The sequence below is a fragment of the Janthinobacterium sp. JC611 genome (assembly GCF_018682595.1).
In the GTDB taxonomy this organism is placed as follows: domain Bacteria; phylum Pseudomonadota; class Gammaproteobacteria; order Burkholderiales; family Burkholderiaceae_D; genus Janthinobacterium.
Genome location: NZ_JAFLJN010000025.1, coordinates 49,622 through 72,035 on the forward strand (window position 1 = coordinate 49,622; position 22,414 = coordinate 72,035).

Annotated in this window: 19 protein-coding genes; 18 read left to right on the forward strand and 1 reads right to left on the reverse strand. The window is 63.3% G+C overall.

From position 1 onward, the window contains the following. The first annotated feature begins 70 nt into the window (after window positions 1–70). From J0O65_RS18330 to J0O65_RS18380, 11 genes are all read left to right on the forward strand, one after another. Window positions 71–676 (forward strand): toll/interleukin-1 receptor domain-containing protein, encoded by a 606-nt coding sequence (locus J0O65_RS18330; RefSeq protein ID WP_215408711.1) that lies wholly within the window; start codon window positions 71–73, stop codon window positions 674–676. 19 nt (window positions 677–695) lie between these two features. Continuing rightward, a complete protein-coding gene (locus J0O65_RS18335; protein ID WP_215408712.1) occupies window positions 696–3,149 on the forward strand; it encodes a tetratricopeptide repeat protein in 2,454 nt (817 codons plus the stop codon). Between the two features lie 94 nt (window positions 3,150–3,243). Beyond that, window positions 3,244–3,981, forward strand: coding sequence for a 5'/3'-nucleotidase SurE (gene surE, locus J0O65_RS18340; RefSeq protein ID WP_215408713.1), 738 nt, complete (start codon window positions 3,244–3,246; stop codon window positions 3,979–3,981). 9 nt (window positions 3,982–3,990) lie between these two features. Next, window positions 3,991–4,881 carry a protein-L-isoaspartate(D-aspartate) O-methyltransferase gene (locus tag J0O65_RS18345; protein WP_215408714.1) on the forward strand — a complete coding sequence of 297 codons (891 nt, stop codon included), beginning with the start codon at window positions 3,991–3,993 and terminating at the stop codon, window positions 4,879–4,881. Between the two features lie 42 nt (window positions 4,882–4,923). Continuing rightward, window positions 4,924–5,841, forward strand: a complete 918-nt coding sequence (locus J0O65_RS18350) for a peptidoglycan DD-metalloendopeptidase family protein (protein ID WP_215408953.1) — start codon at window positions 4,924–4,926, stop codon at window positions 5,839–5,841. Window positions 5,842–5,849: 8 nt separating this feature from the next. Then, window positions 5,850–6,881, forward strand: coding sequence for an RNA polymerase sigma factor RpoS (gene rpoS, locus J0O65_RS18355; RefSeq protein ID WP_215408715.1), 1,032 nt, complete (start codon window positions 5,850–5,852; stop codon window positions 6,879–6,881). A 242-nt stretch (window positions 6,882–7,123) separates the two neighbouring features. Beyond that, the gene (gene rlmD, locus J0O65_RS18360; protein ID WP_099667081.1) at window positions 7,124–8,464 is read left to right on the forward strand and encodes a 23S rRNA (uracil(1939)-C(5))-methyltransferase RlmD; all 1,341 of its coding nucleotides are present in this window, start codon (window positions 7,124–7,126) and stop codon (window positions 8,462–8,464) included. A 562-nt stretch (window positions 8,465–9,026) separates the two neighbouring features. Continuing rightward, complete coding sequence (locus J0O65_RS18365) at window positions 9,027–10,955, forward strand: glycosyl hydrolase family 18 protein (RefSeq protein WP_285896806.1); 1,929 nt, start codon at window positions 9,027–9,029, stop codon at window positions 10,953–10,955. 78 nt (window positions 10,956–11,033) lie between these two features. After that, window positions 11,034–12,077: a cupin-like domain-containing protein gene (locus J0O65_RS18370; protein ID WP_215408716.1), complete on the forward strand. Its 1,044-nt coding sequence runs from the start codon at window positions 11,034–11,036 to the stop codon at window positions 12,075–12,077. Between the two features lie 268 nt (window positions 12,078–12,345). Then, window positions 12,346–13,515 (forward strand): cyclopropane fatty acyl phospholipid synthase, encoded by a 1,170-nt coding sequence (gene cfa / locus J0O65_RS18375; protein ID WP_251373832.1) that lies wholly within the window; start codon window positions 12,346–12,348, stop codon window positions 13,513–13,515. Between the two features lie 28 nt (window positions 13,516–13,543). Further along, the gene (locus J0O65_RS18380) at window positions 13,544–14,389 is read left to right on the forward strand and encodes a LysR family transcriptional regulator (RefSeq protein ID WP_215408717.1); all 846 of its coding nucleotides are present in this window, start codon (window positions 13,544–13,546) and stop codon (window positions 14,387–14,389) included. 153 nt (window positions 14,390–14,542) lie between these two features. Here the strand turns inward: J0O65_RS18380 and J0O65_RS18385 are convergent, their stop codons facing one another. Next, a complete protein-coding gene (locus J0O65_RS18385; RefSeq protein WP_034752039.1) occupies window positions 14,543–15,229 on the reverse strand; it encodes a Bax inhibitor-1/YccA family protein in 687 nt (228 codons plus the stop codon). 221 nt (window positions 15,230–15,450) lie between these two features. Here J0O65_RS18385 and ndk point away from each other — a divergent pair, with 221 nt between their 5' ends. The 7 genes from ndk (at window position 15,451) to J0O65_RS18420 (ending at window position 22,372) form a co-directional block, all read left to right on the forward strand. Beyond that, on the forward strand, window positions 15,451–15,867 hold the full coding sequence (gene ndk, locus J0O65_RS18390; RefSeq protein ID WP_092795197.1) for a nucleoside-diphosphate kinase: 417 nt from the start codon (window positions 15,451–15,453) through the stop codon (window positions 15,865–15,867). A gap of 125 nt (window positions 15,868–15,992) precedes the next feature. After that, on the forward strand, window positions 15,993–17,168 hold the full coding sequence (gene rlmN, locus J0O65_RS18395; protein WP_215408718.1) for a dual-specificity RNA methyltransferase RlmN: 1,176 nt from the start codon (window positions 15,993–15,995) through the stop codon (window positions 17,166–17,168). Between the two features lie 11 nt (window positions 17,169–17,179). Next, a complete protein-coding gene (gene pilW / locus J0O65_RS18400; RefSeq protein WP_251373833.1) occupies window positions 17,180–17,956 on the forward strand; it encodes a type IV pilus biogenesis/stability protein PilW in 777 nt (258 codons plus the stop codon). Between the two features lie 13 nt (window positions 17,957–17,969). After that, window positions 17,970–18,950, forward strand: a complete 981-nt coding sequence (locus J0O65_RS18405) for a helix-turn-helix domain-containing protein (RefSeq protein WP_215408720.1) — start codon at window positions 17,970–17,972, stop codon at window positions 18,948–18,950. A 35-nt stretch (window positions 18,951–18,985) separates the two neighbouring features. Continuing rightward, complete coding sequence (gene ispG / locus J0O65_RS18410; protein ID WP_215408721.1) at window positions 18,986–20,254, forward strand: flavodoxin-dependent (E)-4-hydroxy-3-methylbut-2-enyl-diphosphate synthase; 1,269 nt, start codon at window positions 18,986–18,988, stop codon at window positions 20,252–20,254. Between the two features lie 33 nt (window positions 20,255–20,287). After that, complete coding sequence (hisS, locus tag J0O65_RS18415) at window positions 20,288–21,649, forward strand: histidine--tRNA ligase (protein ID WP_215408722.1); 1,362 nt, start codon at window positions 20,288–20,290, stop codon at window positions 21,647–21,649. Between the two features lie 54 nt (window positions 21,650–21,703). Continuing rightward, window positions 21,704–22,372 (forward strand): YfgM family protein, encoded by a 669-nt coding sequence (locus J0O65_RS18420; protein ID WP_092710303.1) that lies wholly within the window; start codon window positions 21,704–21,706, stop codon window positions 22,370–22,372. Window positions 22,373–22,414: the final 42 nt, after the last annotated feature.

Below are 22,414 nucleotides of genomic sequence, written 5' to 3' on the forward strand. Positions count from 1 at the left end.
ACAGTGAGCTCATGCCTTGCAGGATCAAGGCGCGGCGATGGTAGGGCCGCACGGGGAACAGGGGGATGCCATGGAGATCCGCTACGGCTGTTTCTTGAGCTACGCGCACGGCCAATATGCGTTCATGAACAAGTTCAAGAATGACCTCATCGAGGCGCTGGCTTGCTATCTGGAACCGCACCTGGACCGCGAGGAAGTCTTGTTCATCGACAGCGAGCAACTGGGCGGCGGCGACGATATCGACCTGCGCGTGGCGCGCGCCATGTGCCAGAGCGTGTGCATGATCGTGCTGTACACGCCGAAATATGAGGCGCACGGCTATACGCGGCGCGAATTTGCCGCCATGCAGCTGATTGAGCAGGAGCGGCGCGCCTGGTATGAACTGCCCAGCCACCTGATCATTCCCATCATCATGACGCGCCATCCGGACGGTTTGCCGTCGCAAATCACGGAGTCGGGCCTGTATGTCGATTTCTCCGGCTACACCCTGGCCAGCGGCGACCTGAAATCGAATCCGCAATACCTGCCCGACATCGAACGCATCGTGCAGCGCATCGCCACGCATTACCACTTGCTCAAGCGGTCAACACCGCCCGGCCACGATTGCAGCCGTTTCGTGTTGCCCGCTATTCCACCGGAATGGCGCGCCATTCCGCCTCCCCACTTTCCACGTTAATCACGTAAAAGGTCCTGCCATGGAATGCCAACGCCTCTCCCTGCCGCCTTTGAGCGCCCCTGGCGAAGTCGTCACCTTCTATTCCTACAAGGGCGGTACCGGCCGTACCATGGCCCTGTCGAACATCGCCGTGCTGCTGGCGCGCCGCGAAAACGCCAGCGTGCCCGTGCTGATGCTGGACTGGGACATGGAAGCGCCGGGCCTGCACCATTATTTCGAGCAGCACGAGGAGCGACCGGGCGTGCTCGAGTTCTTCGAGGCGTGCCGCCAGCAGCTTGAACGCTTCAGCCTGGAAGAGGCGGGCGGGCAGGGCGCAAGCCGCGACGATGCGGCGCTGGCGCGGCGCGTGCTCGACGCCATCGATTGGCAGCAGTACGTGGTGCGCGTCGATCAGGGCAGTCCGCTGTATCTGATGCGCGCGGGGCGCTTCGACGCCAGCTACAGCGAGCGCCTGGCGCAGATGCGCTGGGATCAGCTGTTCGACACTTGCCCGGCCCTGTTCCGTTGCTTCGCCGATACCCTGGCCCAGCATTTCCGCTATGTGCTGGTCGATTCGCGCACGGGCCGCACGGACAGCGCCGGCATCTGCACCACCTTGCTGCCGAAAAAGCTGGTGGTGGTCTTCACGCCGAACCGGCAAAGCCTGGAAGGCGTCGATGCGCTCGTCACGCGGGCCATCGAGTACCGTCGCAGCCATGAAGACGAACAGCGTCCGCTGCTCGTGTACCCCTTGCCTTCGCGCATAGAAATGGGCGATGGCGCGCAGCGTGCCGAGTGGCGCCGCGGCGATGCGCACAAGGGCATCGCCGGCTTCCAGCCCATGTTCGAGCGCCTGCTGCGCACTTCCTACGGCTTGCAGCAGATCGCCCTCGACAGCTATTTCGACGAAGTCCAGCTGCAGCAGACGAAAACCTTTGCCTATGGCGAACAATTGGCCGTGCGCATAGACCAGGGCGGCGACCGCTTTTCCCTCACGCGCACCTTCGAAGCCTTCCTGCACTGGCTGACGGGCGGCTACTTTCCATGGCAATCGAGCCGTGAAATCGCCTTGCTGGGCGCTATCGGCGAGGCGCGCCAGGCCTTGCTGGCCGAACCCGGCCGCGCCGTGGCCCTGCCGCTGGCGCGCGACCTGGCCCGCCTGGGCGAGCTGTACCGCAAGGATGGGCGCAGCGCGCAGGCGCTCGAAGCCTTCCGCCAGAGCGTCGAGATCCGCGTGCGCCTGCTGGGCGAGGAGCATCCCGACAGCCTGGCGTGCAAGAGCAGCATGGCGCGCCTGTTGCGCCAGCTGGGCCAGCTCGATGAAGCCCGCTTTCTGGAAGAAGACGTGCTCGACGTGCGCGAGCGCGTGCTGGGCAGCGAACATCCCGACACCCTGGCGGCCCGGGCCTGCCTGGCGAAAACCCTGTTGCTGCAAGGCGAACTGGCGGCGGCGCTGCTGTTGCAGGATGCGGTGCTGGCAATCTACACGCGCCAGCTAGGCGGCGAGCATCCGCTGACCCTGGAAGCGATGGATGGCCGCGCCGCCACCTTGTTGCGCATGGGCCGGCTGGCGCAGGCGCAGCAAGTGCTGGCCACGGTGGTGGCGGCGCGCGAGCGCCTGTTTGGCGCCGAGCATGGCGACACCTTGCGCAGCAAGCTGGCCCTGGCGCAGGCGCTGGGGCGCAAAGGCGACCTGGAGGGGGCGCGGCGCCTGCTCGTCGCCGTGCTGCAGGCGCAGGAGCGGCGCCTGGGCAGCGACCATGCGGCGACCCTGGCCACGCGCGACTTGCTGGCCGACATCGTGGCCGGGCAGGGCGACTGGGCCGGCGCGCGCCAGTTGCATGAAGACCAGGTGGCGGCGCGCGAGCGCACGCACGGCCTCGACCATCCGGAGACCTTGATGAGCCAGCGCAAGCTGGCCGAGGCGCTGCTGCGGCGCGGCGAACTCGATGCGGCGCGCAGCGTGCAGGAGCAGGTGCTGGAAGTGCATGCGCGCCTGCTGGGCGAAGACCACCTCGATACCTTGTACAGCAAGACGCAATTGGCCGGCACCTTGCAGCAGCAGGGCGACAGCGAGGCGGCGCGCCGGCTGGAAGACGCCGTCCTCAGCGGCAGCGACAGGCTCTTGAACGCGCCCGTCACGGGGCATGCGGACAGCGTGCTGGACGGCGCGCGGCATTTGCAGGAAACCATCCTGGCCGGCCGCGCGAGCGGGCAGGACGTGACCGAGCCGGACACCCTGGCCAGCATGATCTCGATGTTGCAAGGCATGATAGAGCGCGAACAGTATCCGCAGGCGGGCGAACTGGCCGACCATTTGAAGTCCTGCCTGCTGCGCCCGGGCGTGCCGGGCAAGCTGCGCCGGCGCGGCATGGCGCAGCTGAAAAGAATGTACAAATTGCAAGGCGACTTGAACGCCTTGCTGGCCTTGCAAGAGGATGAGGTGCAGGCGCTGGAGGGAGCGCTGTCGGAGGCGCGCATCGAGCAGCGCTGACGCCGCGCGCCATGCCCGTGCGGCGGCACAAATAATGCTGACTATCGGCGTGCGCTACGCGCAGTGTTGGCATTGCTTCGGGTAAAATCTCGTTATGAGAATTCTTATCAGTAACGACGACGGCTACCTGGCGCCAGGCCTGGCGGCCCTGGCCGACGCGCTCGCACCCATTGCCGAGATCGTCGTGGTGGCGCCCGACAGCAACCGTTCGGGTGCCTCCAATTCGCTGTCCCTGGACCGGCCCTTGTCCGTGCACAAGGCTGCCAACGGCTTTTATTTTGTCAACGGCACGCCAACCGACTGCGTGCACGTGGCGCTGACGGGCATGCTGATCGAGCGCCCCGACCTGGTGGTGTCCGGCATCAACAACGGCCCCAACATGGGCGACGACACCCTGTACTCGGGCACTGTGGCGGCCGCCACGGAAGGCTATCTGTTCGGCATTCCCGCCATCGCCTTTTCCCAGTCGCAGTTCGGCTGGGCCAACCTGGATGCGGCCGCCCGCGTGGCGAGGGACATCGTCGAGCGCCAGTTTGATGCGCTGCAGAAACCCTATCTGCTGAATGTGAACATCCCCGCCATTCCTTACGAGCAATTGCAAGGCGTGGTGGCCACGCGCCTGGGCAAGCGCCATTCGGCCGAGCCCGTGATCCGCGCCCTCGACCCCCGTGGCCGTGAAATCTTCTGGATCGGCCCGGCCGGCGCCGCCAAGGAAGGCGGTCCGGGCACGGACTTCCATGCCGTTGAACATGGACAAGTATCGATCACGCCGCTGCAGATCGACCTGACCCATACCACCCAACTCGATGCACTGGCAAAAGGCCTGGCATGAGCGCTCACTATGACTGACAAGCCGCGTACCTTCCCCCTTACCCTCGATTCGCTGGCCGGCAAGCCCGCCAGGCAGGGCGGGGGGCAGTCGCTGGCCCAGTCGCGCATCGCCACGCCGCAGACGGCCACGCAGAATGCGGCGCAAAACGCGGCGCGCGGCATTGCGCAGCCGTATGGCGCGCACGCGGCCATCGCGCCGTCGCGCGCGCAGGCCATCGCCAATGAGCGGGCGCAGCCGCCGGCGCCGTCGCCGCCACGGCAAAATCCGCTCGTCTCGGAAGCCGTGCGCCGGGCCATGGTGGCGCGCGTGGCGAAACAGGGCGTCAAGGACCCGGTGGTGCTCGACGCCATGCAAGCCGTGCCGCGCCACATGTTCATGGACGAGGCGCTGGCGTCGCAGGCATATATCGACGCGTCGCTGCCCATCGGCCACCACCAGACCATTTCGCAGCCGTACATCGTGGCGCGCATGATCGAAGTGATGCGCCAGGGCGCCAGCCTGCAGCGCGTGCTGGAAATCGGCACGGGCTGCGGCTACCAGGCGGCGGTGCTGTCGCGGGTGGCGAAAGAGGTGTATTCGATCGAGCGCATCCGGCCCCTGCACGAGCTGGCGAAGGCCAATCTGCGCCCGCTGCGCGTGTCAAATCTGCGCTTGCAGTACGGAGATGGTATGCTTGGCCTGCCGCAGGCGGCGCCCTTCGATGGGATCATCCTTGCCGCAGCCGGCCTGGAAGTCCCGCAAGCCCTGCTGGAACAGCTGGCGCCCGGCGGGCGTCTGGTTGCGCCAGTGGGGGGCAAATTGCAACACTTACAACTCATTACCCGGGTGGGGAAAATGGAATGGACTAGCCAGACCCTGGAAGATTGCCATTTCGTACCTTTGCGCCCGGGCACCATATGATCCCCGGATCAGCTAGCAAGCAGGACATACAATTACATGCGAATGATTAAGAAAAGTAACATACTTTTATGTAGCATCACCTTGGCCGCGCTGTTGAGCGGTTGCGGCACCACGGGCGTCCAGGCGCCCGTCGTCGAGCGCCACCCATCGAGCAGCAGCGCCGCCGCCAGCGATCCGCGCGACCGCGACCCAGCCTATTACACGGTCAAGCGCGGCGACACGCTGTTGCGCATCGCCCTCGAGCACGGCCAGAATTACCGCGACCTGGTGGCCTGGAACGACTTGAGCAACCCGAACGACATCAAGGTCGACCAGGTGCTGCGCGTGTTGCCGCCGAATGGCGACACGGGCGGCGCGCAGACGTCGGCCATCGTCATGCCGCCGGCGACGGAAATCAAGCCGGCCGCGCCCGTCGTGCCGAAGAAAACGGGCCCGCGCGGCGAGAAGCGCGCGTATTCCGACGCCACCCTGGCCGAGCTGCGCGCCGATGGCGGCGCCGGCGATGCCAAGCCTGCGCCAGCGCCGGCAGCCGCCGTCGCCGCCGCCCCGGCAGCCGCCGCGGCAGCGCCTGCGGCATCGGCGCCCGGCGACGAGAAGATCAGCTGGATGTGGCCCTCCGAAGGCAAGGTCATCGGCACTTTTGACGAAGGCAAGAACAAGGGCGTCGATATCGCCGGCAAGGCGGGCCAGCAGGTGGTGGCCGCCGGCGCGGGAAAAGTCATGTATGCCGGGAGCGGAATCCGCGGTTATGGTAATCTTGTCATCGTGAAGCACAGTAATAGTTTATTGTCGGCGTATGCGCATAACCGCAGCATCCTGGTGAAGGAAGGGCAGAACGTGAACAAAGGCCAGGCCATCGCCGAAATGGGCGATTCCGATGCCGACCGCGTGAAGCTGCACTTTGAAATCCGCCAGCAGGGCAAGCCTGTCGACCCTTCGAAATTCCTGCCTAACCGTTAGGTAAAGCAATGACACACGCGCCGCACGATCAGCTGGACGATGAGCCGGAACTGCCGGAAGACGGGGTGGACGAAGTCGTGACGGACGATGCCGGCGAACTCGACGGCATTGACGCCGTCGACGCGGGCGAGGGCGGCGAGGTGGCCAGCGTCAGCGTGCTGGTCGAAAGTGTCGATGAATTGAAAAAGGTCCTGGCGGCCGAGCTGTCGACCGATACCACGCAGCATTATCTGAACCAGATCGGCACGCGGCCCCTGCTGACGGCGGCGCAAGAGGTGCATTACGCCACCCTCGCCAAGCAGGGCAATTTCGAAGCCCGGCAAACCATGATCGAGCACAACCTGCGCCTGGTCGTGTCGATCGCCAAGCATTACATCAACCGGGGCGTGGTCTTGCTCGACATGATCGAGGAAGGCAACATCGGCCTGATGCGGGCCATCGACAAATTCGAGCCCGAACGCGGTTTCCGCTTTTCCACGTACGCCACCTGGTGGATACGCCAGAGCATCGAGCGCGCCATCATGAACCAGGCCCGCACGGTGCGCCTGCCCGTGCACATGGTGCGCGAACTGAACCAGATCCTGCGCGGCAAATACCACCTGGAAGCCCAGCACCACGATGGCAAAGATGCCACCGCGGAAGACATCGCCCACCTGGTGGGCCGTCCCGTGGAAGAGGTGCAGGATATCCTGGCCCTGTCCGAGCACGCCACCTCGCTCGACGCGCCGCTCGACAACGACCCGCAGTCGTCGCTGATGGACATGCTGCCCGGCGCCAGCGAAGACAGCCCCGACGCGCGCGCCGAACACCATGAAATGACGGTGCTGGTGCGCGACTGGCTGACCAAGCTGCCCGACAAGCAGCGCGTGGTGATCATGCGCCGTTTCGGCCTCGACAATGACGACCCGGCCACCCTGGAAACCCTGGCCGAGGAAATGGGCGTGACGCGCGAGCGCGTGCGCCAGATCCAGCAGGAAGCCTTGATCAAGCTCAAACGGGCTATGGCCGCACGCGGCGTCGTACGCGACTCCCTGCTGTAGCGTGCCCGATAAAACGCACATGGCGGCGTTGCAATGCCTCGCCGTACTGACGTACTGTCTTCGGCAATGCGCCTTGCCCTGTACGTTTTCTCAGGCACGCTAAAGACGCGCAGGTGCGCTGCGGACTTAAGCTAGTCGGCATCTGCTATCATACGCCCCGCTCGCGGCGCCTGACCTTTCCCCCATTGTTTCAAGTTCCAGCGCGGCCCTGCGTCCTGGCCCACTCTTACCTATTGATCGCTATGCAAGAAAATATCATCGAAATCAAATCGCTCGACATGGACGCCCGTGGCGTTGGCCATATTGAGAACGAAGACGGCTCGCCGGGCAAGGTCGTATTTGTCGAAGGCGCGTTGCCGGGCGAGCGCGTCAGCTTTGTGACGTTCAAGAAAAAGAAGAACTGGGAAATGGCCCGCATGACGGCGCTGCACCGCGAATCATCGATGCGCGTGACGCCCAAGTGCAAGCATTTCGATAACTGCGGCGGCTGCTCGATGCAGCACCTGGAGCCATCGGCGCAGGTGGCGATCAAGCAGCGCGTGCTGGAAGACAATCTGTGGCATATCGGCAAGGTGCGTCCGCAAAGCATCATGCGCCCCATGTATGGCCCGACCTGGGGCTACCGCTACCGCGCGCGCCTGTCGGTGCGCCACGTCAAGAAGAAAGACGCCGTGCTGGTGGGTTTCCATGAAAAGAAATCCGCGTTCGTGGCCGACATGGACAGCTGCGAAATCCTGCCGCCGCACATTTCCGCCATGCTGCTGCCGCTGCGCGGACTGATCGCTTCGCTGTCGATCTTCGACCAGATGCCGCAGATCGAGCTGGCCGTGGGCGAAGACGTCACCGCCATGGTCTTGCGCATCATGGCGCCGTTGACGGCCGATGACGAAACGAAACTGAAGGCCTTTGCCGACGAATACGGCGTGCAATGGTGGCTGCAGGTGAAGGGCCCGGAAACGGCCGTGCCGTTCTACCCGCTCGACAAGCAATTGCACTACCTGCTGCCAGAATTCGGCGTCAAGATGCCGTTCAAGCCCGTCGATTTCACGCAGGTGAATCACCACATCAACCGCGTGCTGGTGTCGAAAGCCCTGCGCCTGCTGGAAGTGCAGCCGACGGACCGCGTGGCCGACCTGTTCTGCGGCCTGGGCAATTTCACCTTGCCGCTGGCCACGCAAGGCAGCGAAGTGGTGGGCATCGAAGGCAGCACCACCCTGACGGAGCGGGCGCTGGAAAACGCGCTGGCCAATGGCCTGGCGGAAAAAACCTCGTTCTCGACGCGTAACCTGTTCGAAGTGACGACGGACGACCTGATCGCGCTGGGCAAGTTCGACCGCATCCTCGTCGACCCGCCGCGCGATGGCGCCATGGCCCTGTGCCAGGCGCTGGTCGGCCTGTCGCAAGTGCGTCCGGACCTGCTGCCCAAACGCATCGTGTATGTGTCGTGCAGCCCGTCGACCCTGGCGCGCGACGCCGGCATTCTGGCGCTGGAAGCCGGCTACGTGCTGAGCAAGGCGGGCGTGGTGAACATGTTCCCGCATACTTCGCACGTCGAATCGATGGCGGTGTTTGATTTGATCTGAGGGCACACCTGATAAAACGTCCATAGCTGCGTTGCCTTGCCTAGCCGTACTTGCGTACTGTCTTTGGCAAGGCGTCTTGCCCTGAACGTAGAAAAACGTCCATAGCTGCGTTGCCTTGCCTAGCCGTACTATTCGTACTGTCTTCGGCAAGGCGCCTTGCTCTGAACGTTTTTCAGGCGCGCCGAGGCTATTCAGGCCGTTTGCACGGATTTCACCTTTTCTCTCTGCGCTGCCCCCATACCACTTACAGCGTGTCATAAAACTGGTCTGTCTTTTCCAGATCCAGCGTCTTTTTTCCTCCTCACTCTGCCGTTTTTTTGCTTGTCCAGTAGGACAACGCGCCGTCCGAACCTGCCGCGGCGCTTTCTGCGTAAAGTGGTATTGCCCACTTTGATGCCACTTTAAAACCACTTGACCGCCTATTTTTTCAGCAGCATGCTGTTCTTGCAGCTGCAAAAAACAAGATCACAGGGTAGCTTTTTATTCAAGCAGAGTGGTATTTCCGCAAACCTGAACAGGAGACAGCGTGGAAAATTTAATACTCAAAAAAACGATCAGGAACATGATGGTATGCCTGGCCAGCGGTGGCGTGCTGGCGGCCTGCGGTGGCGGCGGCGACGCTGGCGCGCCGGCCGGTGCGCAGTTGCTGGCGGCCAGCACGGTGGTCGCCTGCGTGCCGTGGCAGGAAGGCGGCACGTATAACGCCGGCACGGTGGTCACTTACCTGGGCGCCAACTACACGGCGCTGGTGACGCAGACCGATCACGTGGGCTCCGGTTGGAATCCCGTTTCCACGCCGAGCCTGTGGAGCGCCGGCGGCACGTGCGACGGCGGCACCACGCCGACTCCGACGCCAACCCCAACCCCAACCCCAACCCCGACGCCGGAGCCAACGCCGACCCCGACCCCGACGCCCACCCCGACACCGACGCCCACCGGCGGCACCTGTGCGCTGGCATGGGTGGCCGGCACGGCTTACAGCGCGGGCGCCACCGTCAGCTACGGCGGCACGAATTACCGCGCCAATTACTGGACGCAGGGCGACAACCCGTCGACCAGCAGCGGCGCCGCCGGCACGGGCAAGCCATGGACCAGCCTGGAAATCTGCGGCACCACGCCGACGCCGACACCGACGCCGACGCCGACTCCAACGCCGACTCCAACGCCTACTCCGACCCCGACCCCGACGCCAACGCCGACGCCAACGCCAACGCCAACGCCGACGGGCCGCGAAGTCGGTTCCTATTTCGCCCAATGGGGCGTGTATGGCCGCGACTATGAAGTGGCGAACGTGCACACCAGCGGCGTGGCCGACAAGCTGACCTTCATCAACTACGCTTTCGGCAACATCTATCCGAAAAACGGCGGCTATGAATGCGGCATGATCACCAAGACGGAGCCGGGCGCCTCGAATCCGAATTCGCCGGACGCAGGCACGGGCGGTGATGCCGAGGCCGACTACATCCGCACGCCGAAGCGCACCGTCGATGGCCAGGCCATTCCGTGGGACGCTCCCTTGTCGGGCAACTTCCTGCAGCTGAAAAAACTGAAGGCGGCGCATCCGAACCTGAAACTGTTCATCTCGCTGGGCGGCTGGAGCTGGTCGAAGAACTTCTCCGTTGGTTCCGCCACCGATGCGCTGCGCAAGCAGATGGTGCGCTCGTGCATCGATATCTACATCAAGGGCAACCTGCCGGTGCAGGGCGGTCGCGGCGGCGCGGGCGCGGCGGCCAACATCTTTGACGGCATCGACATCGACTGGGAATACCCGGTCGGCGGCGGCCAGCCGTACAACACGGTCAGCCCGAACGACAAGCGCAACTTCACCTTGCTGATGGCGGAATTCCGCAGCCAGCTCGATGCGCTGGGCGCCGCCAATGGCAAGCGCTACCTGCTGACGGCCGCCGTCGGCGCCGGCAAGGACAAGATCGACAACACGGAACCGGCCCTGTATTCGCAGTACATGGACTGGATCAACCTGATGACCTACGACTTCCACGGCGGCTGGGAAAACAGCACCAACTTCAACGCCCAGCTGTTTGCCGACCCTGCCGATCCGTCGACGGGCATGGCGCGCGAATACGTGGGCGACAAGGCGGTGCAGTACATGATTGCCGCCGGCGTGCCGCGCGACAAGCTGCTGCTGGGCATACCGTTCTATGGCCGCGGCTGGACGGGCGTGGCGCCGGGGCCGAACGGCGATGGCCTGTACCAGGCGGCCACGGGCACGGCGCCGGGCACCTACGAGTCGGGCATCGAGGATTACAAAATCCTCGTCGCCAAGGCCGGCACGCGCTACTACCATCCCGTGACCAAGCAGCTGTACCTGTACACGGGCGCGGGCGGCCAGTGGTGGAGCTATGACGACCCGACCGTCATCGGCACCAAGGTCAAGTACGTCAAGGACCAGGGCTTGCGCGGCGCGTTCTCGTGGGAACTCGATGGCGACGCGAATGGCGTGCTGGCAACCGAGGTGTGGAAGGTGCGGTAATGTTGATGTAACGTAAGACGCGGCCGGATAGCCATGCTGTCCGGCCGTTTATTCATATAAAAACACGGGAGGCGGACGATGGCGGCGGTATCGACATTCGGAGTCAAGCAGAAGCAGCAGCCGGGACAGGAACTGAGCCGCGAGTGGCGCGGCTGGATCGCGGAAAACCTCATGCTGGGCAGCCACCCGTCGGCGCTGATGCCGGTGCTGCAACAGGCCGGCATCGCGGAGGCTTTGGCGCGCCGCGAAATCGAGCTGGCGCTGCACAGCCCGTATCTTGCCGGCGCCGTGCGCCTGTCGAACCGCCTGGCCAAGCGCGACTGGGTGATCGATATCCAGCGCAAGCTGAACCAGCTGCGCCCGCCCGAGATTCCCCGCCGCGAGCGGCTGTCCGCGCAGGCGTTCCTGGACGAATACTATTCCACCAACCAGCCCGTCATCATCACGGGCATGATGGACGACTGGCCCGCCGTGAGTAAATGGAGTCCGGCCTACTTCCGCGAGCATTTCGCGCAGCGCGAGGTGGAAGTGCAGTTCGGCCGCGAAGCGGACGCCCAGTACGAGATGAACAGCGTGGCGCACAAGCGCAAGATGGCCTTTGGCGAGTACGCCAGCCTGGTCGAGGGCAGCGGCGCGACCAACGATTTCTATATGACGGCGAACAACAATTCGCAGAACCGGCAAGCCTTGCGCGAGCTGTGGGACGACATCGGCCAGTTGCCCGAATACCTGGAGCAGGAGGGCGGCCCGACGGGTTTTTTATGGTTCGGTCCGGCCGGCACGGTGACGCCCTTCCACCATGACTTGACGAACAACTTCATGGCGCAGGTCCAGGGGCGCAAGCGGCTGCGCATCATGGCCGCCTGCGAGGTGGCGCGCGTGTACAACCAGCGCCACTGTTTTACGCCCGTCGACGGACGCGCCATCGATCTGCAGCGCTATCCGCTGATGGCCGACGTGCAGGTGCGCGAATGCGTGCTGGCGCCGGGCGAGATCCTGTTCCTGCCCGTCGGCTGCTGGCATTTCGTCGAAGCGCTCGACATATCGATGACGGTGGCGTTTACCAATTTCAAATGGGATAACGATTTCTACAGCAAGTATCCATCGAATCACGACTTTTGAGCGTGACGCCGCATGGCGCGAACCTGCCGCGAATGGCCGCCGAACAGGCGGCTTTTTCATGTTACGGCGCGTTTCGTCGTAGCGACATTTCCATAAAATAATTGATTTAAATCATTTTGCAGCAATTATTTTGATATGAATGACCATGATGTTTCATTATCCAGATGGCGATGGCGGGCGGATAATTTTATGGCTGGCGCGGCGCCGGGCCGCTGATGGGGCTTGCTGGCGCGCGCCAGCATCGACAACCATCTGGAGGCGGCAGGGCATGAACACGCAGCAAATGACACAAACGCAATTACAGCAAGCTCCAGTACTCAAGCTCGACACGCGGCTGACCCGCGCAGCGGCCGCATTGCTGGCCAAGGCCGACATTCACTTGAATGGCCGCGCCGCCTGGGACATGCAGCTGCGCAAACCGGGCGTGCCGGAACGCGCTTTCGCCAGCGGTAACCTGGGCCTGGGCGAAGCGTACATGGATGGCGACTGGGATGCGCAGCAGCTTGATGAGTTCTTTTGCCACCTGCTGCGCGCCAGGGTGGCCGACGATGTGCGGCCCATGCGCCTGGCCTTCCACACATTGTATGCGCGCCTGTTCAACCTGCAGACGGAGCGCCGCGCCTGGATGGTGGGCAAGGAGCACTACGACCTGGGCAATGCCTTCTATGCGGCCATGCTCGATCCGCGCATGACCTATACCTGCGGCTACTGGAAGGATGCGGCCAACCTGGCCGAGGCGCAGGAAGCCAAGCTCGATCTGATCTGCCGCAAGCTCAGGCTGGAGCCGGGCATGCGCGTGCTCGACATCGGCTGCGGCTGGGGTAGTTTCATGCGCTACGCGGCGGAAAAATACCAGGTCAAGTGCGTGGGAGTGACGATCTCGCAAGAGCAGGCCGCGTATGCGCGCGCCATGCCGGGTGGCAAGCACCTGGACTTCCGCCTGCAGGATTACCGCGACACCGATGAAAAATTCGACCGCATCGTCAGCATCGGCATGTTCGAACACGTGGGCCACAAAAACCACCGCACCTTCATGGAAGTGGCGCACCGCTGCCTGGAAGACGACGGCCTGTTCCTGCTGCACACGATCGGCAAAAACAAGCGCCATTCCACATGCGACCCGTGGATCGACAAATACATCTTTCCGAATGGCGACTTGCCGTCGATCGGCCAGATCGGCGACGCCATGGACGATCTGTTCGTGGCCGAAGACTTGCACAACTTCGGCGCCGATTACGACAAGACCCTGATGGCCTGGCACGCGAATGTCGAGCAGGCGTGGCCGCGCTTTGCCGCCCAGCTGGGCGAGCGCTTCCACCGCATGTGGTCGTATTACCTGCTGTCCTGCGCGGGCGCCTTCCGCGCGCGCGATTTGCAGCTATGGCAATGGGTCTTGTCGAAGCAGGGCGTGTTGGGCGGCTACGAGCGTGTCAGTTGAGACGCGCGGCAACTGATATGATGGATTGATGGATATCAATCAAGCGCGTACCTTTTTGGAAGTGGCTTCCTGCGGCAGCTTCATCATGGCCGCCGAACGCATGCACGTGACGCAGACGGCCGTCAGTGCCCGCATCCGCACCCTGGAGCAGCAGCTGGGGCGCCAATTGTTCGTGCGCAACAAGGCGGGCGCGCGCCTGACGCCGGCCGGCGAGCGCTTCATGCGCCATGCGGCCACCATGGTGCAGGTGTGGGAGCGGGCGCGCCACCAGGTGGCCTTGCCGCCGGGGCGCGACGACGCCGTCAGCATCGGCTGCGAACTGAGCTTGTGGCAGCCGCTGCTGGGCGACTGGCTGATACGCATGAGCCGCGACTGCCCCGAGATCGCCTTGCGGGCCGAGGTCGACAGTCCCGCGCGCCTGCTCGACGCCGTGCACGACGGCTCGCTCGACCTGGCCGTGCTGTACAACCCGCCGCAGCGCCCGGGCCTGGCCAGCGAATTGCTGGCCGAGGAAAAGCTCGTGATGGTGACCACGCGCGCCGACGGGCAGATGCATGCCGATGCGTATGTGTATGTGGACTGGGGGCCCAGCTTCGCGGCCAACCACCAGGCGGCCTACCCGGAGCTGAGCAGCCCGCCCGTGTCGATCTCGCTGGGACCGCTGGCCCTCGTCTACCTGCTGGACGTGGGCGGCGCCAGTTATTTTCGCATCGGCAGCGCGCAACCCTACCTCGATGCGGGCCTCTTGTTCCGCGTGCGCGACGCGCCCGAGTTCTCGCATTCCGCCTACGCCGTCTACGCGGCCCAGCGCGACAACCCGAGCCTGGACCGCGCCCGCGCCTGCCTGCTCGAGGTGGCGGAGCGGGGCAAATAGGTGCGACGGACGTAAAAAAGCCGACCCGAAGGTCGGCTTTTTTATTCTTCATCTCAGTGCATAAAACGTTCAGGGCAAGGCGCGGTGCCGAAGACAGTACGACTAGTACGGCGAGGCACTGCAACGCTGCCCTGGGCGTTTTTGCGCCAGTGCTTAGTCGCGGCTGCCGCCGGCGAAGCCCAAGAGCGACAACAGGCTGGTGAAGATGTTGTACACGTCCAGGTAGATGCGCAGGGTGGCCGAGATGTAGTTGGTCTCGCCGCCGTTGATGATTTGCTGCACGTCATACAGGATGTAGGCCGAGAAGATGGCGATGGCGACCATGGAGATCACGATCGATAGTGCCGACAGGCCCAGGAAGATGTTCGCCACCGATGCCAGGATCAGCACGATCACGCCGGCGAACAGCCATTTGCCCATCGCCGAGAAATCGCGCTTCGACACCGTGGCGATCGTCGCCATGACGGCCAGGATGGTGGCCGTGCCGCCGAACGCCGTCATGATCAGCATGCCGCCGTTCGAGTAGCCGAGCGTGCGCGTCAGGATGGGCGTGAGCATCAGGCCCATGAAGAAGGTAAAGCCCAGCAGGACGGCGACGCCCAGGCCCGAGTTCTTGGTTTTTTCAATCGCGTACATGAAGCCGAACGCGACGGCCATGAAGATGATGAAACCCATGCCGCCGGTCAGCATCGGCAAATGCATTTGCACGCCGATGAAGGCGCCCAGCACGGTCGGGATCATGGACAGCGCCAGCAGCCAGTAAGTGTTGCGCAAGACCTGGTGGCGGACTTGCTGCATGCCCCCCGACAGGTCAAAGGTGCGTTGCATGTTCTGATTCATAGTGCCTCCGTGTTGTCAATTCAAATTACCGCTTTACCCAAGGATAGCATGAGGGCCGGAATTTGCCAAAAAAGCAGCTTAAGATTTCATTAAACGCAGCCCATGGGGAAGGATGCCCCCTGCCTGTCTGGGTGATATGGGGTGGAGTATGGTAAAATCAAAGGTTGATTGAGTTCTCAATTTACCGTTTTAAACCTTTCTTTTTATTGGAGTTTTCACACATGGCAATCGAACGCACCCTGTCGATCATCAAACCAGACGCAGTTGCAAAAAACGTAATCGGTCAAATCTACACCCGTTTTGAAAACGCTGGCTTGAAAATCATCGCTGCGCGCATGACCCAACTGACCCGCGAACAAGCCGAAGGCTTCTACGCAGCGCACAAAGAGCGCGGCTTCTTCAAGGATCTGGTTGACTTCATGGTTTCCGGTCCAGTCATGATCCAAGCCCTGGAAGGCGAAAACGCCGTTCTGGCCCACCGTGACCTGATGGGCGCGACCGATCCGAAGAAAGCAGAAAAAGGCACGATCCGCGCCGATTTCGCCGATTCGATCGACGCCAACGCCGTACACGGTTCCGACGCTGTCGAAGCCGCTAAAGTGGAAATCGCTTACTTCTTCCCAGAACTGAAGGCTTAATTGCCTTAGATAACGTTATTTCCTGGCGTTATCTGTGAAATAACTTATCACCCCCTGTTCCCGCTGCGCTGTGGAGTTTTCGCTCCGGATGCGCGCGGGGACGGATTTTTAGAATAGACATGATCATGAATACGACGACCCTCACCAACTTGCTGGACCTCGATCCCGCGCAACTCATCGCCTACTGCGCCGAGTTGGGAGAGAAACCGTTTCGTGCGAAACAATTGCAACGTTGGATACACCAGTTCGGCGCTTCCGATTTCGACGCCATGACGGACCTGGCCAAGTCGCTGCGCGACAAGCTGGCCACGCGCGCCGAAGTGCGCGCCCCTGCCATCATCAGCGACCACACGTCTACGGATGGCACGCGCAAGTGGCTGGTCGACGTGGGCAATGGCAATGCCGTGGAAACCGTGTTCATTCCGGAAGACAACCGCGGCACCCTGTGCATCTCGACCCAGGCCGGCTGCGCCGTGAACTGCCGTTTCTGCTCGACGGGCAAGCAAGGCTTCAACCGCAACCTCAGCGTCGGCGAAATCATCGGCCAGCTGTGGATGGCGGAATTCGAATTGCGCCGCACCAAGGGCATCGAGCCGGGCCCGAAAGGCGAGCGCCAGATCACCAACGTGGTGATGATGGGCATGGGCGAGCCCCTGCTGAACTTTGAGCCGACCGTCACGGCCCTGAAATTGATGCTCGACGACAACGCCTACGGCCTGTCGCGCCGCCGCGTGACCCTGTCGACCTCGGGCGTGGTGCCGATGATGGACAAGCTGTCGCAGGAAGTGCCGGTGGCCCTGGCCGTCTCGCTGCACGCCTCAAACGACGTCTTGCGCGATGGTTTGATTCCACTGAACAAGAAATACCCGCTGAAGGAATTGATGGCGGCCTGCAAGCGCTACCTGGAATTCGCCCCGCGCGACTTCATCACCTTCGAGTACTGCATGCTGGACGGCGTCAACGACAGCGACGAGCACGCGCGCGAACTGCTGGCGCTGGTGCAAGACCGCGAGTTCGGCGTGAACTGCAAGTTCAACCTGATCCCGTTCAACCCCTTCCCCGAGTCGGGCCTGTTCCGCTCGAAAAACCCGCGCATCAAGGCGTTCGCCCAGGTGCTGATGGATGGCGGCATCATCACCACCGTGCGCAAGACGCGCGGCGACGATATCGATGCGGCTTGCGGCCAGCTGGCCGGCGAAGTCAAGGATCGCACGCGGGTGCAGGAACGCATGGAAAAGATGACCGAGTACCAACAGAAATTTGGCGCCAATTTCGGCAAGATCGTGGAGATCCGCTCCTGATGCGGGGAAGCATGGCTTATCCTGGCGCACTTGCCGTGGCGGTTGTTAGCCTGGGCGTGCTGCTGGCCGGCTGTGCTTCCACCGCGGACAAGGAGCATGCTGCCTCTGTCGAGCAGCGCGCCGCCTTGCGCTTGCAGCTGGCCAGCGCCTATTATATGCAAGACCAGTTTGCGGTGGCTTTGGCCGAAGCGGAGCAGGCGGTGCAGCTGGTGCCGGACAACGCCCAGGTACGCGGCATGCGCGCCCTGATTTTTGCTGCCCTGCGCCAACCTGTGGCTGCTGAAAAAGATTTTCTTTACGCATTGCGCCTGGCGCCCCACAATCCCGAGTTGAGCAATAATTATGGCCTGTTTCTGTGCCAGACCGGGCGCGAGGCGCAGTCGTTGGCATATTTTGATGCCGCAGTGCAAGATGCCGCGTATGGCACGCCTGAACTTGCGCTGCATAATGCGGCGTCGTGCAGCCTGCTCATGAAAGATTACCCGCGCGCCGCCGGCTATTGGCTCAAGGCGGAGCGCATCGCACCTGGCGCGGCAATCACCTATGCCGGCCTGGCGCGCGTGTATTACCAACAGCAAGACTACCGGCAAGCGGCTGAATATTGGCTGCGGCTCGGTAAGATGGCAACAATGGAGAGCCAGACGGCCGATGTGCTGTGGCTCGGGATCAAGGTGCAGCATAAGCTCGGGGATGCGGGTGCGGAAGCTGGCCTGGGGGCGCTTTTGCGCCACCACCATTCCGGCTCGCCCGAATATGCTGCTTATCAAAATGGGGCGTTTGATGAGTGAGACAGGGATACCAATGAATTCAGAGTGGGCAGAAACGCCTCAGCAGCAGCCCCAGGGCAATCTGGCGTTGGCAGGCGCACAGTTGAAGGCGCAGCGCGAAGCGCTGGGCTGGCCGGTGGAGCAGGTGGCCGACCAGCTCAAGCTGGCGCCACGCCAGGTGATCGCGCTGGAAGAGGGCGACATGGCGGCCTTGCCGAACCTGGCCGTGGTGCGCGGTTTCGTGCGCGCCTACGCCAAGGTGGTGCGTCTCGACGCGGCGCCGCTGGTGGCCATGATCGAAGTCCACCCGGCGCCGGCGCAAGACCCGGCCGCGCCCGTGCGGCGCGAGATTTCCGCCACGTTCTCGGAATCGCGCTTCCCGTCGATGACGCAGCGCTCGTCGAACCAGACTCCCCTCTGGATCGCGGGCGCCGTGGCCGTCGTCGTGGCGGCCGCCTTTGGCGCGTACAAGCTGGGCTATGTGCCGGCCAGCCTGCTGTCCTCGCACGCGGAGAAAGAAACCGTGCATGCGGAAGTGGGCCCGGTGGAAACGACCCTGATCAAGCCGGGCCAGGACTTGACGCCCGTGCAGACGCCGTCCGTGCCGCTGATTTCCGTGCCGCCGCCGCCAGGCAACGATACGCAGACGGGCGCACCGGCGGCCAACGCCGCATCGGCGCCGGCCGCCGCCGTGCCGCCCGCCGCTGCGCCGGAAACGACGCCAGCGGTAACGCCGGCGGCCACTACCGCCGCCGCGCCGGCCGCCGCGGCCGTGGGCGCGAATGCGCTGGTGCTGAAGGTGGAGCAGGATTCCTGGGTGGAAATCCGCCGTCCTGGCGCTTCGCCGCTGATCTCGCGCATGGTCAAGGCGGGCAGCACGGAAACGTTCGATATCACGGGACCGGCCACCTTGGTGGTGGGCAAGCCCGGTGTTGTGCAGGCAACCTTGCGCGGCGCCAAGCTGGACTTGCCGACTGTTCCGGGCGGCACGATTTCGCGCGTCAGTATCAAGTAAAGCAACCAGTTCAAGCAAACTTACAAGAAAATATTATGGCTACCTCGAAAACAGCGATCGGCTCCGGTCCCTCCGGCCGGCGCGACAGCCGCAAGGTGCTGATCGCGCACGGCCAGCGCCAGATCTGGGTGGGCGGCGACGCCCCCGTGGTGGTGCAGTCGATGACGAACACGGATACGGCCGACGCCATCGGCACGGCGATCCAGATCAAGGAACTGGCGCGCGCCGGTTCGGAACTGGTGCGCTTGACGGTAGACCGTCCGGAAGCGGCCGCGGCCGTGCCCTACATCCGCGAGCAGCTCGACAAGATGGACATCGACGTGCCGCTGGTGGGCGATTTCCATTACAACGGCCATACCCTGCTCAACGATTACCCCGATTGCGCGCGCGCGCTGTCGAAGTACCGCATCAATCCGGGCAACGTGGGCAAGGGCGCCAAGCGCGACACGCAATTCGCGCAAATGATCGAAGCAGCTTGCCGCTACGACAAGCCGGTGCGCATCGGCGTGAACTGGGGCAGCCTGGACCAGGCCTTGCTGGCACGCATCATGGATGAAAACGCGGGCCGCGCCGAACCGTGGCCGGCGCAAGCCGTCATGTATGAGGCGCTGGTGACGTCGGCGATTGAAAACGCCGTGCGCGCCGAGGAGCTGGGCCTGGCGCGCGACAAGATCATCCTGTCGTGCAAGGTCTCAGGCGTGCAGGACCTGATCGCCGTGTACCGCGAACTGGCGCAGCGCTGCGACTATCCGCTGCACCTGGGCCTGACGGAAGCGGGCATGGGCAGCAAGGGCATCGTGGCGTCCACGGCGGCCCTGGCCGTGCTGCTGCAGGAAGGCATCGGCGACACCATCCGCATCTCGCTCACCCCGGAACCGGGCGGCGACCGCACGCGCGAAGTCATCGTCGGCCAGGAAATCCTGCAAACCATGGGCTTGCGCAAGTTCGCGCCCATGGTCATCGCCTGCCCGGGCTGCGGGCGCACGACGTCGACCACCTTCCAGGAGCTGGCCGACAACATCCAGACCTACCTGCGCGAGCAGATGCCGGAGTGGAAAAAATCGTATCCGGGCGTGGAAGCGATGAATGTGGCCGTCATGGGCTGCATCGTCAACGGCCCGGGCGAATCGAAGCATGCGAACATCGGCATCAGCCTGCCCGGCACGGGTGAATCTCCGGCCGCGCCCGTGTTCGTCGACGGCGAAAAAGTCGTCACTCTGCGCGGCGAACGCATCGTCGAGGAATTCCAGGACATCGTCTTGAATTATGTACAGAGTCACTATGGAAAAACGGTTGCCGTCTGAGCCTGATCCGATAAAAAAGTAAAGAAGAACACTATGTCCGAAAATAAAAAGCTCGACAAAATCACTGCCGTCAAAGGCATGAACGATATCCTGCCCGTCGACGCCCCGCTGTGGGAATTGTTTGAAAACACGGCGCAGTCCGTGCTGCAAAGCTACGGCTTCCAGCAGATCCGCACGCCGATCGTGGAAGAAACGAAATTGTTCGCGCGCGCCATCGGCGCCGTGACCGATATCGTGGAAAAGGAAATGTATTCGTTCACCGATTCGATGAACGGCGACAACCTGACCCTGCGCCCTGAAGGCACGGCCGGCGTGGTGCGCGCCGTCGTCGAGCACAATCTTGTGTACGAAGGCCCGAAACGCCTGTGGTACAAGGGCCAGATGTTCCGCCACGAGCGCCCGCAAAAGGGCCGCTACCGCCAGTTCCACCAGTTCGGCGTGGAAGCCATCGGTTTCACGGGCCCGGATATCGACGCCGAGATCATCATGCTGTCGCGCCGCCTGTGGGATGACCTGGGCCTGGAAGGCATCCGCCTGGAACTGAACTCGATCGGCGACGCGCAAGAGCGCCTGCGCCACCGCGCCGATCTGATCGCCTACCTGGAAAGCCACAGCGAGCTGCTCGACGAAGAAGCCAAGCGCCGCCTGCACAGCAATCCGCTGCGCATCCTCGACACCAAGAATCCTGCCATGCAGGACCTGGTCAATGGTGCGCCGAAGCTGCTGGACTACCTGGGCGAGGAATCGCTGGCGCACTTCCACGGCGTGCAGAAGATCTTGAACCACAACAATATCCCGTTCACCATCAATCCACGCCTGGTGCGCGGCCTCGATTACTACAACCGCACGGTGTTCGAGTGGGTCAGCGACAAGCTGGGCGCGCAAGGCACGGTGTGCGCCGGCGGCCGCTATGACGGCATGGTGGAAATGTTCGGCGGCAAGCCGACGCCGGCCGTCGGTTTCGGCATGGGCGTCGAGCGCCTGGTGCTGCTGATGAAGGACGCGGCCGAGCCGGAACAACCGGCCCAGTGCGACGTCTACCTGGTGCACCAGGGCGAGCAGGCGGGCTTGCAAGCGTTCGTGCTGGCCGAGCGGATTCGCGATGCGGGCCTGGACGTTGTGCTACATTGCGCAGCGAGCAACGGTGGCGGCAGCTTCAAGACGCAAATGAAAAAGGCCGATGCCAGCGGCGCGGCGTTTGCCGTGATCATGGGCGACGATGAAATCGCCAACAATGTGGCCACGGTGAAAGCCATGCGCGAAGCCGATGCGGGCGCGCAGCAAAACACGGTGCCGTTCGACGATGTCGTCGATTACGTGGTGGACCAGATCATCGGCGACCACGATTGCGGCCATGACCACGGTCCTGGCGGCCACGTGCATCACCACCACTGATTTGCAGCAAGACCGTTGTACCCTCGATCAACTACTCATTCACACTGACGACCCATGGCATACGATCACGAAGAACAAGAACAACTGGCAACCCTCAAGGCCTGGTGGCAGCGCAATGGCAATCTGACCTCCTGGGTCCTGATCGTGGCGCTGGCAGGCTATAGCGGCTGGGCTGGCTGGCAGTACTACCAGCGCACGCAGGCCGCGCAAGCGGGCCAGCTGTACGACGAACTGCAAAACGCCATCGCCGCCAAGGACACGGCCAAGGTGATGCGCGCGGCCGGCGACATGCAATCGCGTTTCAGCGGCACGGCGTATGCGCAGATGAGCGCGCTGGCCGCGGCCAAGGTGGCGTTCGACGCGAACGACCTGAAAACGGCCAAGACCCAGCTGCAATGGGTGGCCGAGCATGGCACGGAAGAATACAAGGCCATCGCCAAGCTGCGCCTGGCCGGTGTCTTGCTGGACGAAAAAGCCTACGATGAAGCGTTGAAAGTGCTGGCGACGGCTTCCGTGGCGCAATTTGCCGGCGCCGTGGCCGACCGCAAGGGCGACATCCTGGTGGCGCAAAACAAGCTGGCCGATGCGCGCACGGCCTACCTGGCCGCGATAGCCGCGACGGACAAGAACAATCCAGGCCGTCAATTGATCCAGGTCAAACTGGAAGCGATCGGCGGTACGGTACCGGAAGACAAGGCCAAGGCTGACAAGGCTGCCGCCTGACAGGAACACTGATGGCGCGGCTGCGCGGCAGTTTAGCCGCCA